Annotated in this window: 10 protein-coding genes; 4 read left to right on the plus strand and 6 right to left on the minus strand. The window is 66.0% G+C overall.

Annotated features, from left to right (window positions below; all coding sequences use genetic code 11):
• Positions 1–31: 31 nt before the first annotated feature.
• The 6 genes from AB0Y14_RS11375 to AB0Y14_RS11400 form a co-directional block, all read right to left on the minus strand.
• Positions 32–1,369 carry an MFS transporter gene (locus AB0Y14_RS11375; RefSeq protein WP_436589377.1) on the minus strand — a complete coding sequence of 446 codons (1,338 nt, stop codon included), beginning with the start codon at positions 1,367–1,369 and terminating at the stop codon, positions 32–34.
• A gap of 36 nt (positions 1,370–1,405) precedes the next feature.
• The gene (locus AB0Y14_RS11380) at positions 1,406–1,861 is read right to left on the minus strand and encodes a MaoC family dehydratase (RefSeq protein ID WP_436589378.1); all 456 of its coding nucleotides are present in this window, start codon (positions 1,859–1,861) and stop codon (positions 1,406–1,408) included.
• 66 nt (positions 1,862–1,927) lie between these two features.
• Positions 1,928–3,433: an acyl-CoA synthetase gene (locus AB0Y14_RS11385; RefSeq protein WP_436589379.1), complete on the minus strand. Its 1,506-nt coding sequence runs from the start codon at positions 3,431–3,433 to the stop codon at positions 1,928–1,930.
• 29 nt (positions 3,434–3,462) lie between these two features.
• The gene (locus tag AB0Y14_RS11390; protein WP_436589380.1) at positions 3,463–4,668 is read right to left on the minus strand and encodes an acyl-CoA dehydrogenase family protein; all 1,206 of its coding nucleotides are present in this window, start codon (positions 4,666–4,668) and stop codon (positions 3,463–3,465) included.
• Positions 4,669–4,671: 3 nt separating this feature from the next.
• Positions 4,672–5,589: an amidohydrolase family protein gene (locus AB0Y14_RS11395; protein WP_436589381.1), complete on the minus strand. Its 918-nt coding sequence runs from the start codon at positions 5,587–5,589 to the stop codon at positions 4,672–4,674.
• Positions 5,586–6,509 (minus strand): SDR family NAD(P)-dependent oxidoreductase, encoded by a 924-nt coding sequence (locus tag AB0Y14_RS11400; RefSeq protein ID WP_436589382.1) that lies wholly within the window; start codon positions 6,507–6,509, stop codon positions 5,586–5,588. The genes AB0Y14_RS11395 and AB0Y14_RS11400 overlap by 4 nt, the downstream gene beginning before the upstream one ends.
• Before the next feature lie 92 nt (positions 6,510–6,601).
• Between AB0Y14_RS11400 and AB0Y14_RS11405 the strand changes: the two genes are divergently transcribed.
• The 4 genes from AB0Y14_RS11405 (at position 6,602) to AB0Y14_RS11420 (ending at position 12,114) form a co-directional block, all read left to right on the plus strand.
• Positions 6,602–7,129 carry a MarR family winged helix-turn-helix transcriptional regulator gene (locus AB0Y14_RS11405; protein WP_436589383.1) on the plus strand — a complete coding sequence of 176 codons (528 nt, stop codon included), beginning with the start codon at positions 6,602–6,604 and terminating at the stop codon, positions 7,127–7,129.
• A 548-nt stretch (positions 7,130–7,677) separates the two neighbouring features.
• Positions 7,678–8,718 (plus strand): agmatine deiminase family protein, encoded by a 1,041-nt coding sequence (locus AB0Y14_RS11410; protein ID WP_436589384.1) that lies wholly within the window; start codon positions 7,678–7,680, stop codon positions 8,716–8,718.
• Entirely contained in the window at positions 8,715–10,439 is a 1,725-nt protein-coding gene (locus tag AB0Y14_RS11415; RefSeq protein WP_436589385.1) for an amidase, read from the plus strand. Before AB0Y14_RS11410 ends, AB0Y14_RS11415 begins: the two co-directional genes overlap by 4 nt.
• A 55-nt stretch (positions 10,440–10,494) precedes the next feature.
• Positions 10,495–12,114, plus strand: coding sequence for an APC family permease (locus AB0Y14_RS11420; RefSeq protein ID WP_436589386.1), 1,620 nt, complete (start codon positions 10,495–10,497; stop codon positions 12,112–12,114).
• Positions 12,115–12,150: the final 36 nt, after the last annotated feature.

Raw genomic sequence — 12,150 nt, forward strand, 5'->3', positions numbered from 1 at the left:
CGGAGCGTCTTCGAGCGTGGCTCCGATTGACTCAGTGCTCGTAGGTTTCCAGGTCGTTGTTCTTCGACTCCCGCGTCAGCAGGATGAAGATCCCCGAGAGTGCGCCCATCCCGATCAGGTACCACAAGACCGGAGCGAGCTCCCCGCCGGCCTTGGCGAAGATCGACGTGATGATCGTGGGGGTGAATCCCGCCCCGATGAGCGTCGCCAACTGGTACCCCAGGGACGCACCCGTATAGCGTGCGGTGGTTCCGAATTGTTCGGACACGAACGCCGCCAGGGGACCGAAGATCGCGGCGTGGGAGCAGAGGCCGATCACCATGGCCAGGAAGATCCAGCCGGCCTGGCCCGACGCGTACCAGGAGAACATCGGGAAGATCAGCAACAGATAGACAGCGGTTCCCCCGATCATCACCGGCTTGCGGCCGACGACGTCGGACAACCGCGCCCAGCCCACCACGCACGGGATGCTCACGACCGAAGCGGCCGCGAAGAGATACAGGACCGTGGATCGGTCCGCCCCGTGGTCGACGGCGTATCCCACGGCGAAGATCGAGATGACCGCCTGGAGAGCGAATCCGCCCGCGCCTCCCAGCATGACCAGGATCAGGTTCTTCGGTCGCCTCAGGATCTGCCAGATCGGCAGCTTGGGCCGGTCCCCTTGTTTCCTGTCCGCCTCGACTGCCTCCCGGAAGATCGGTGATTCGGAGATCTTGGACCGGATGAAGACGCCGACCGCGAGCAACACCACGCTCAGCACGAACGGGATGCGCCAGCCCCACTCGAGGAAGGCGTCACCCGTCCAGTGATTGGCCAGACCCATGACCGTGGTGCCCAGAGCGGCACCCATGGGGGCTCCGGCATTCGTGAACGACGCCGCGAATCCTCGCCGGCCGCCTTTGGCGTGTTCGAGGGCCATGAGCGCGGCGCCGCCCCACTCGCCCCCGATGGCGATGCCCTGCAAGACCCTGAGAACGATCAGGATGATCGCACCCCAGGAACCGATGCTCGCCTGACCGGGAACCAGCCCGATCAGCGTCGACGCGGACCCCATGGCCACCATCGACAACACGAGCATCTTTTTCCGACCCAGGCGATCGCCGAAGTGGCCGAAGACGGCACCTCCCAAAGGCCGCGCGATGTATCCCGCCGCGAAGGTCCCGGCAGAGGCGATGGCGCCGGCCAACGGGTCCAGGTTGGTGAAGAACACGTGCGGGAACACGAGGGCTGTTGCGGTCGCGTAGAGCAGGAAGTCGTAGTACTCGATCGTGCTGCCGATGAAGCTCGACGCGATGACCCTTCTCGCCTCACGCCGGAGGTCCCGGGCGCCGAGATGGGCCGACGTGGTCTTCGGATCGGTGGTGCTCATGGCTCTCTCATCTTTCTGCCGACGGACGCCGACGCATCACGAGTAGAAGCGCAAAACGGACCGGGCTGCGACGGCCGGCTTGGATGCGCCCTCGGCCGTGACGGCGTTGTCCACCTTGAGCTGGACCCCGCCCTCGATCTCCTTCACGTCCGCGACGACCGAGGTCATCGAAACGCGCTCGCCGACCTTCACCGGTGACGGGAAACGCACTTTCTCCAGGCCGTAGTTGATCTTGGCCGACACGTCCGTGACCTCGAGGATCTCCGCGAACATCGGAAGGGTCAGGGACAGGGTCAGGAAACCGTGGGCGATGGTTGTGCCGTACGGGCCCTCTGCGGCGCGCTCGGGGTCCACATGGATGTACTGGTGGTCCCCGGTCGCATCCGCGAAGGTGTTGACTTGGTCCTGCGTGATCTCACGGGCCTCGCAGGGGCCGAGCTCCTGGCCCACGAGATCCTGCAACTCGGCCAGCGTGACGTTCTTGGCGGTCATGATGTGCTCCTGTCGTTGTCGTTGTCGTTGTCGTTGTCGCCCGTCCTCGGTCGGAAGGGCGTGAATTCAGTAGGTCTTCCGCAGGATGTTCTTGCGAATTTTCCCGGTCGTGGTCCTGGGCATGTCTTCGACGACGCGCACCTCGCGCGGCACCTTGTACTTGGCCAGCCGCTTCAGCGCGTCGTCCCGAATGTCTTCCCCAGTCAGATCCTCCCCGGGTTCGAGAACCACGAAAGCAACCCCGGATTCGCCCCACCGGTCGTCGTCGACGCCGATCACCGCGGCCTCGGCGATTCCGGCGATGTTGAGCAGCGCGTTCTCCACCTCGGCGGGGTACACGTTCTCGCCGCCGGAGATGTACATGTCCTTCATGCGGTCGTGAATGCGCAGGTAGTCGTCCGGGTCCACACTCCCGACGTCGCCGGTGCGATACCACCCGTCCTGAAGGACCACAGCGGTCTCGTCAGGCTTGCCCCAGTAACCGGTCATGAGGTTGGGACCGCGGGCCCAGATTTCTCCGGGCTCGTCGGGCGGGACGTCCTTCCCGGTGAGGTCCACGACGCGTGACTCGGTGAAGAAGTGCTCTCTCCCCGCCGTCCCGGCTTTGACGACCCCGTCGCGCGGGTCGAGCATGCGGATCCCCGGAGCCGTCTCGGTCATACCGAATCCCTGGCTGATCGAGATTCCTTTGTCCGCCCAGGTCGTGAACATGCGCTCCGGGAGCGGCGCTCCACCGACCATGAGGTTGCGCAGCATGGACAGGTCCGCGACGTCGAAACCCTCCTCGTGGGCGACGGCGTCGAGCATCGCCGGAACCATGAACGCGGAGTTCACGCGATGCTCTGCGAGCGCGCGAAGAGCCTCCCTGGCTTTGAAGCGACGGTGGATGATGATGCGCCCGCCCATCATGAAGGTCGGGACCGCCAACATGTTCAGGCCGGCGATGTGGAACAGGGGAGCGACGGACAGGTTGACGTCGTCCTGGCGGAAATCCTCACCGAGGATCGCGTTGAAATACTGGAACAACAGGGCGCGGTGGCTCAGCATGACGCCTTTGGGGTTGCCCGTGGTCCCCGAGGTGTACATGATGAGCGCCGTATCGTCCTCGTCGAGGGGCACGACGGCGTCGTCGTCCGACCCGGCGGCGAGCAGCGACTCGACGTCGCCGTCGTCGACGCCGAACCAACGGACCTCCGGGTCGTTCCCGGCGCTCAGCCGCTCGGCATTCTGGGCCTGTTCCTCGCCGAAGAAGACGACCGACGGGGTGCAATCCCGCAGAATGTACTCGACCTCGGGGCCCGCCAGGCGGGGGTTGACCAGCACGCACGCCGCGCCGATGAGGGTCGTGGCGAAGAACGTTTCCAGCAACGCCGGATGATTGAACCCGGCGTAGGCGACTCGGTCCCCGGGCGATACACCGAGGTCCTTGAGGGAGTTGGCGAGGCGGTTCACGCGACCCGCGAACTGGGCGTAGGTCGTATCCTCTCCCTCGAAGGAGATGGCGACGTCTTCACCGCGAATCTTGGCGCGGCGGGCCGGGTAGGTGCCTATCCCGTAGTCAATGGTGGTCATGGGAACTCCTTTGTTCTGGACCTGTCGTGTCAGCTCCTGCGTCGTGGAACGAAGGCACCGATCCCCGTCAGTGAGCGCCCCACGATCAGGCTGTTGATCTCGTGCGTTCCCTCGTAGGAGTAGATGGCCTCGGCGTCGGCGAAGAAGCGGGCGACGTCGGCCTCCAACGTGATCCCGTTCCCGCCGCAGACTTCCCGGGCCAGAGCGACGGTTTCGCGCATGCGGAGGCACACGGTCGCCTTGGTCAGGGCCGAGTGCTCGTCCCGATAGGATCCGTTCTCCTGTGCCTCGGAGAGGGACGCGCACATCGAGATGGACTGGGCCACGTTTCCCTGCATTCGGGCGAGCTTTTCCTGGATCAGCTGGAAGGACCCGATGGACATGCCGAATTGTTCGCGGTCCGTGACGTAGCGGAGGGCCGCTTCGAGGGAGCCGGCGGCGACCCCTGCCGCGATCCACGCGACATCGGAGCGCATGAGGCGCAACATTCTCGCGACGTCCTTGAAGGATCGGACGTTCTTGAGGCGCATCGATTCGGGGACCTCGACGTCGTCCAGGGTGATGTGGGCGTTCTGCACGATGCGCAGGGCGGCCTTGCCCTGAATCGTCTCCATCTCGACCCCGGGAGCATCGGTCGGGACGAGGAATCCTTTGACCTCGCCGTCGTCCTTGTCCCGGGCGAAGACGGCAAGCCAATCGGCCTGGGTCGCGCCGCCGATCCATCGTTTGGCCCCGGTCAGTCGCCATGTGTCTCCTTCGCGCCGGGCCGTGGTCGCGAGGCCGCCGGCAACGTCCGAACCGTGATCGGGCTCCGTCAGGCAGAAGACCCCGAACCGGTCCCACGAGGCGATCTTGGGTCTCCACTCGCCGATCATCTCCGCGTCCCCGCCCTCGAGAACGGCCGTGCGGAACAACCCCGCCTGGGCCGTGTGGAACGTGGCGACGGACGCATCGGTCTTCGCGAGAGTGAAGCATCGGAACCCCCGGAACAAGGGGCGAGGATCCGCGTCGAGCACGGCCGGCTCCACCAAGTCCAGGTCCACGAGGGGCCGGACGATGCGGTCGGGGAAACGTCCCTGATCCCACGCTTCGTTGACGTAGGGGGCGACGTCGTCCGCCAGCGTCCGTTCGAGGGCTTCGAGCAGGCCGCGCTCGGCGTCGGTCAGCGACGCGGAGACGCCCAGGGGATCGGACATCGGGAACAGTGAACGGTGCGGGTCGGCGGTCGGAGCCATGGGTCAGCCCTCCTTCTTCGCGTTGTCTTCCCGGGTCAGGCCGAGAAGACGGGCGACGTTGTTCTTGAGGATGTCCTCCCGGATCTCGTCACGGAACTCGCGTTCTTCGAAGGCTCGGAGCCACTTGTCCGGCGGGATCAAGGGGTAGTCCGTGCCGAAGAGGACCCGGTCGGGGAAGAACCGGTTGGCGGCAGCGATCAGGGAATTCGGGAAGTACTTCGGCGACCACCCGGACAGGTCGATCCAGACGTTGGATTTGTGCGTCGCAATCGAGTTGGCCTCCTCCTGCCAGGGGACCGAGGGGTGGGCCATGATCACGTCCAGGTCGGGGAAGTCGGCGGCGATCTCGTCCAGGAGCAGCGGATTCGACCGAGCCAGTTTGATGCCGCCCCCGCCGCGCAGCCCGGCGCCGATTCCGTTCTGACCGGTGTGGAACAGCGCGGGAACGCCGAGGTCCGAGATCTCCGACCAGAGGGGGGAGAACGCCTCGTCGGACGGGTCGAAGTCCTGCAACGAGGGATGAAACTTGAACCCCATGACCCCGTTGTCCTCGACGAGGCTCCTGGCCTGCTCCACCGCGGCCTGACCCTTGCGGGGGTCGACCGACGCGAAAGGGATCAGCACGTCGGCGTGGTCCGCGGCCTGTGTGGCGATCTCCTCCGAACTGATCGGAGGGTGGCCGGTGGCCGACTCAGAGTCGACCGTGAAGACCACGGCGGCCATGCCCCACTCGCGGTACCGCTCGGCGATGGTCTCGAGGTGCGGCGTCCGGTCACCGGCCTTGAAGTACTTCTCCGACGCCGCGATGAACTCGTGGGGCATGGACTCGTGGCCGTGGGAGTCCTGCTCGATGTGGGTGTGGACGTCGATGGCCGAGACAGCGGCGGGATCGACGGCGCATTCGTAACGAGTCATGATCATTTCTCCTCGGGACGAAGATCATCCGGGAGGGGCAGGAATTCTTCGCCGACCGACTGGCGGTGCTGGTCGACCAGGGCAGGCAGGTCCGTGGCGAGCCGGTCGTAGTCCCAACCGCCATCGCGGTACTCGGTCGTCTCGGGCTGCGGGTGGGTCCACACCTGCAGTCGGTCGCCGCCGATGCCGACGACCTGCCCGCTCTCACCGAGATCGCCGCCGACCAGGTACGCTACGAGGCCGGCGACGTCGCCCGCGGTACCGAACCCGAGGTCGTGGCGGAAGAACGAAGGCATCGGGCGGCCTTCGTCCTCCGCCTCGATGGCCTTCTGGAAGTAGGGGACCGTGCGGGTCATGGCGGTCGACGCAACGGGAACGGCCGCGTTGATCTGGACGCCGGCCTTTTTCATCTCGAGGGCCCACGTTCGGACCATGCCGATGATTCCGGCTTTGGCCGCGGCATAGTTGGTCTGCCCAAAGTTTCCCCGCTGTCCGGTGGGCGAACCGATACACACGATCGACCCCTGGACGTCGTTCTCCTTGAAGTGCCGGAAGACTTCACGAACGCACGTGAAGGTGCCTCGCAGGTGGACCTGGATGACGGCGTCGAAATCCTCGTCCTGCATCTTGAGCAGGGACTTGTCGCGGAGGATCCCGGCGTTGGTCACCAAACCGTCCAGTCGACCGAATGCTTCGAGGGCGGTCCGGACCAGGAGCGTGGCCGCCTCGGTCGTCCCGACCGCGACCGCACACGCCGTGGCCGTGCCGCCTTCGCCGCGGATCAGCGCGACGGCGTCGTCGGCAACCTTCCGATCGACGTCGTTGACGACCACGTTCGCACCCTGACGAGCGATTTCGCGGGCGTAGGCGAGACCGAGCCCGGCCCCGGCCCCGGTCACGATGACGGCTTTGTCCTTCAGGGTCATGTCCACTCCTTGCGTGATTCGGGTTACATCTTCAGTCACCAAAGCCGATATAATTGAAATTGTCAATCATTGGTTCGTTCTATGATGTTCCTATGACTAATCGAGTTGAACCGAAACCGCCGAAGGTTGACCTGCGTGGGTCAGATGGTGAGGGAGTGTGTGGGCCGGGAGGTGCCGGTCTGAAGTCGACCGAGATCGCGCGGGACGCGGTCTTCCTGTTGGAGAAGTTGGGGGCCGTCGGAACCCTGGATGCGAATCGGGAATTGAGGGACTTCGGCCTCAACGCCAGGTCCTTCAGCGTCCTGAGCCTGGCGGGGGAGGAGGATGCTCCGACGCAGAAGGCATTGGCCGAGATGCTGACCCTGGATCCGAGTCAGATCGTGGCGCTCGTCGACCGGCTGCAGGGAGAGGGCTTGGTCGAGCGGGTTCCGGATGAGCGAGACCGGCGGATCCGCAGGGTCAAGGCCACGCGGGAGGGGAATGAGGTGTGCCGCAAGGCTCGCGAGCGGATTTTCCGGGCTCAGCGGGTGACCCTCTCCGAGCTGGACGAGTCGGAGGTCCGGCAGCTTGTTGCCCTGTTGGGCAAGGCGTTGTTCGGGCGGGCGGGGTCGGCCGGGTGACGGGGTCGGGTGCTGCTCCGGGGTGAGGCGCTCCGTCGGGGTGAGGCGTTGAGGTGGCAATGCTGTGCAGTTTCTGGCTCGAGACGGCGATTTCGTGCGATTTTCACCGCCGATTCCGCACAGGCTCGCCACCTCGCGGGGATCTCTGCGCAGAAGTGCCACTTCGAGAGGGTTTCGGGCGGCGTCGGCCCCACGAGCGGCGCAGTTGTGTGGGGGTTGAACGATCGGGAGGTGAGAACCTCCGTTACGTGGCGGTTCAGCCCCCTCCTTTCGGAGGGAACCACCTCTGAATCGGGTAACCGCCACCCAGCGGGCTGTAGCGGCGTCCCCCGCGCCCAAACCCAAGCCCGAACCTCGAACCCGAACCCGCCCCCGTCCCACGCCTCTCGGGCCTGCTCGACCGCGCGCTCCTTCCCAGTAGTGCAAATCACATGTACTCTTGCTGAGAACGTAAACGAACCTGGTTCGTTAAATCGACACGCACGATGATTCGTCGACCGCCCGGCCGCTCCGCCACGGCAGGCGACGAACGGGAAAGTGAAGGACCCATGGCCTGGACGATGCCGGCGGAAACGGCGCCCCACGAGAGGACCTGGATGGCGTTCCCCAGTGAGGGGGAGACGCTGGGTTCCTCGGAGGTCGAGCGCGAGGAGGGCTACGAAGCCTGGGCTGCCGTGGCTCGCGCGATCGCGGATTTCGAACCGGTCACCATGGTCGCCGACCCGTCGGAGGTCGGGCGTGCTCGGCGCATGCTGGGCTCCGACATCGAGGTGGTCGAAGCGCCGGTGGACGAGTTCTGGATGCGCGACGTCGGGCCGACTTTCGTGCGGGACGCCGAGGAGACGCAGCGGATCGCGGCGGTCGACTGGATCTTCAACGGCTGGGGCGACAACGACTGGGCGCAGTGGGAGAAATCCGCGGAACTGGGGCGATTTGTCGCCGAATCCGCCGGCGTCGAGCGGGTTTCCTCCGTGCTCGTCAACGAGGGCGGCGGAATCCACACCGACGGTGCGGGGACGCTCCTCGCGACCGAGACGGTGCAGCTCGATCCGCGTCGCAACCCGTACGCGACGCGGGAAAGAGTCGAGGCCGAATTCGCCCGGACGCTGGGCGCGAGGAAGGTCATTTGGCTCCCCCAGGGGCTGACCAGGGATTACGACGAGTTCGGGACCAACGGTCACGTGGACATCGTCGCGACCTTCACCTCGGCGGCGACCGTGCTCGTGCACGATCAGCAGAACCCCGAGCACCCCGACCACGCGGTCTCCCAGAAGATCCGGCAAGCACTCGAAGGCCAGACCGACGCCGACGGTCGGCCCCTGCGGATCCTGGATCTGCCCGCCCCGAGCCGGCTCAATGACGATTTCGGCCCGGTGGACTGGAGCTACGTCAACCACTACGTCGCCAACGGCGCCGTGATCGCCTGCTCCTTCGGGGACGACGCCGCCGACTCCCGTGCGCGGGAGGTATTGGGAGAGGCCTATCCCGGACGCGAGGTCGTGTCCGTGGAGGCGCGGCCCATCTTCGATCGTGGCGGCGGCATCCACTGCATCACCCAGCAGCAACCGGCCGGGGGTGACCTGGCGTGACGCGGATCGACGTCGTGGAAGCAGGGATCGCCGACCTGCGTGAGGCGATGAACTCCGGGCGGGCAACCTGTGAGGAGATCCTGGACGCCTACTTGGCGCGCGTCGATGCCTACGACGTCGCCGGTCCCTCCCTGAACGCCGTGGTCGTGCGGAACCCGGAAGCCCGCGCGGAGGCTCGGGAGTCGGACCGACGCCGTGCTCGGGGCGAGACCCTCGGCCCGCTGGACGGGATCATCTATACGGCCAAGGACAGCTACCTGGTCCGGGGGCTGACTGCGGCGGCCGGCAGCCCGGCGTTCGCCGATCTGGTCGCCCAGAAGGACGCGTTCACGATCGAGAGGCTCCGGGCGGCCGGGGCGATCTGCCTGGGCCTGACCAACATGCCTCCCATGGCCAACGGCGGTATGCAGCGTGGCGTCTACGGGCGCGCCGAGAGCCCGTACGACGCATCCTGGCTGACCTCCGTTTTCGGGTCGGGGTCCTCCAACGGGTCGGGGACCGCCACCGCCGCCAGTTTCGCCGCCTTCGGGCTGGGCGAGGAAACCTGGTCGAGCGGGCGCGCCCCGGCGTCCTGCAACGCCCTCTTCGCCTACACCCCGTCGCGCGGTGTCATCTCGGTGCGCGGGAACTGGCCCCTGGTGCCGACGATGGACGTGGTCGTTCCCCACACGCGGACCGCTGAAGATCTCGCCGAGGTCCTGGACGTGATCGTCGCGGACGACGCCGATACCCGCGGAGACTTCTGGCGCGCACAAGAGTGGATCGATATTCCGCGCGCCTCCGAGGTCAGGCCGGCGTCGTACCTTCCGCTGGCCACCGGCGACCCAGCCGCCGCGAAGCAGCGACTCGATGGGCTGACCCTGGGCGTTCCGCGCATGTACATCAATGCCGACCCGGACGCGGGTACCGCGGAGAAGCCGGGCATCGGTGGCTCGACCGGGCAGCGCATCGACACCCGTTCGAGCGTGATCGATCTCTGGGTCTCGGCGAAGGCCGACCTCGAGGCTGCCGGTGCGCGCGTCGTCGAGGTCGATTTTCCCGTGGTGACCAACTATGAAGGCGACCGGCCGGGGGCGCCGACCATTCGCACCCGCGGCCTCGTGGCGTCCAAGTACCTCGACCGGGAGATCCTCGACCTGTCCGCTTGGGCCTGGGACGACTTCCTCCGGGCCAATGGCGACGCCGCGCTGAACCGACTCGCCGACGTCGACGGCGCGCAAATCTTTCCGCACCCGGAAGGCAGCTTGCCCGACCGGTACGACGGTTTCGACGACGACATCGCCGAATATCCCGCGTTCATCAGGGAGAACCCGATCGAGTCCTTCCGAGATATCCCGGATCTTGCCGAAGGATTGGCCGGTCTCGAGAAAACCCGAAGGGTCGACCTCGAGGAGTGGATGCAGGAGATCGGCCTGGACGCCGTCGTTTTCCCCGCCATGGCCGATGTCGCCCCGTCCGATATGGATGTGAACCCGGCATCCGCGGACCTGGGGTGGCGCAACGGCGTCTGGGTCGCCAACGGGAACCTGGTGATGCGTCACCTGGGGATCCCCAGCGTGACCGTCCCGATGGGAACCATGCGGGACACGGGCATGCCAGTAGGGCTGACTTTCGCTGGGCGGGCCTACTCGGACACGGAGCTTCTGGGCATCGGCCTGGCCTTCGACTCCTTGAGGTCGCGCCGCACCTCACCGGCCAGGACCCCGCGCCTGCCGAACTGACCTTTTGGGGCACAGGCCCCTTCACCCCTCGAATTCCCACACACGGGAGGAACTCATGCCCTCTTCATCGCAGCAGAGGAAGGATCCCGGGCGCTCGGACGGCGCCGGGGTCACGATCCACACGTCCACGTCCCCGATTGTTCGGCCCTCGACCCCCGACGTCACGATCGTCGGTGGCGACGGGAAGAAACAGGCCAAGGGCCTGAGCGCGGCGAGCATCGGCTTGGTCGGTGCGACCGTTATCGGCGTCTCGACGATTGCCCCCGCCTACACGCTCTCCGGGGCGTTGGGCCCCACGGTCTCCGTGGTCGGCTTCCACCTTCCGGCGATCTTCCTGCTCGGTTTCATACCGATGCTGCTCGTCGCCCTGGGATACAGAGAGCTCAACTCCGCAATGCCGGATTCCGGAACCACGTTCACGTGGGCCACCAAGGCCTTCGGTCCATGGGTCGGCTGGATGGGCGGATGGGGCCTGCTGGCCTCGACCGTTCTGGTGCTCTCCAACCTGGCGGGTATCGGCGTCGACTTCTTCTACCTTCTGCTCTCCCAGATCTTCCGGAACGATGCGATCGCCGACCTGACCCGCAACGTCCCCCTCAACGTCCTCACGTGTCTGGTGTTCATGGCCGGTGCGTGCGTGATCTCCTATCGCGGTGTCGAGGAGACGAAGCGTTTCCAGATCTTCCTGGTCAGCTTCCAGCTGCTCATCATGGTCGGATTCTCCGTGATGGCCATCGTGCACGTGCTCAACGGCTCCGCCTTCGACGGCCATATGCCCAATATCGAATGGTTCAACCCGTTGGGCGTCGACTCCTTCTCCGCGTTCTCCGCGGGTGTTTCCCTCTCGGTCTTCATCTACTGGGGCTGGGACACGGTACTGACGCTCAATGAGGAGACCGAGGGTTCCGACAAGACGCCCGGGCGTGCTGCCCTGCTGGTCATCGCCATCGTGGTCGTGCTGTACCTCGTGGTTGCCTGCTCGACCCTGGCCTACTCCGGCGTCGGAGACGGACGCCTCGGACTGACCAACGGAGGAATCCAGGAGAACGTGTTCGCGGCGCTCGCCACACCCGTGCTGGGCCCGCTGGGCATTCTGATGTCGATCGCCGTCCTGATGTCGTCGATCGCGTCCCTCCAGTCGACCATGGTCTCTCCCGCGCGCACGATGCTCTCGATGAGCTTCTACGGTGCCCTGCCCAAGGGGCTCTCCCGCATTCACCCGAAGTTCCAGACCCCCAGCACCGCCACGGTGACCTCGACCGTGGTTGCCGCGGTCTTCTACACGGTCATGAGGTTCGTGTCCGAGGACGTCCTGTGGGACACGATCTCGGCGCTCGGCCTGATGGTCTGCTTCTACTACGGCCTCACCGCGCTCGCGTGCGTCTGGTACTTCCGCAAGTCCTCACTCCGATCCGTGCGGACGGCGTTCACTCAGTTCATCGGGCCCCTTCTGGGCGGGATTCTGTTGCTGATCTTCTTCGTCCAGACCACGATCGATTCCTTCGACCCGGGATACGGTTCGGGGTCGTCCCTCTTCGGGGTCGGTCTGGTCTTCTACCTTGGCGCCGGCATGATCGTTCTGGGCCTCGTCGTCATGCTCCTGCTCTCCCGAAGGCTGCCGTCGTTCTTCCGTGGGGAGGTCACGGTGGCACCAGGGGCGGTCGACCGTGCGTAGCCGGCTCGTCCCGGTGATCGATGGCGGCGATCCGGA

Source organism: Rothia sp. HC945 (assembly GCF_051370785.1).
Lineage (GTDB): Bacteria > Actinomycetota > Actinomycetes > Actinomycetales > Micrococcaceae > Rothia.

Bases quoted from the DNA above. Each gene is read 5' to 3' on its own strand.
- AB0Y14_RS11385 (WP_436589379.1), bottom strand. From the start codon at position 3,433: ATGACCACCATTGACTACGGGATAGGCACCTACCCGGCCCGCCGCGCC.
- AB0Y14_RS11410 (WP_436589384.1), top strand. From the start codon at position 7,678: ATGGCCTGGACGATGCCGGCGGAAACGGCGCCCCACGAGAGGACCTGG.
- AB0Y14_RS11395 (WP_436589381.1), bottom strand. From the start codon at position 5,589: ATGATCATGACTCGTTACGAATGCGCCGTCGATCCCGCCGCTGTCTCG.
- AB0Y14_RS11375 (WP_436589377.1), bottom strand. From the start codon at position 1,369: ATGAGCACCACCGATCCGAAGACCACGTCGGCCCATCTCGGCGCCCGG.
- AB0Y14_RS11390 (WP_436589380.1), bottom strand. From the start codon at position 4,668: ATGGCTCCGACCGCCGACCCGCACCGTTCACTGTTCCCGATGTCCGAT.
- AB0Y14_RS11380 (WP_436589378.1), bottom strand. From the start codon at position 1,861: ATGACCGCCAAGAACGTCACGCTGGCCGAGTTGCAGGATCTCGTGGGC.
- AB0Y14_RS11420 (WP_436589386.1), top strand. From the start codon at position 10,495: ATGCCCTCTTCATCGCAGCAGAGGAAGGATCCCGGGCGCTCGGACGGC.
- AB0Y14_RS11405 (WP_436589383.1), top strand. From the start codon at position 6,602: ATGACTAATCGAGTTGAACCGAAACCGCCGAAGGTTGACCTGCGTGGG.
- AB0Y14_RS11400 (WP_436589382.1), bottom strand. From the start codon at position 6,509: ATGACCCTGAAGGACAAAGCCGTCATCGTGACCGGGGCCGGGGCCGGG.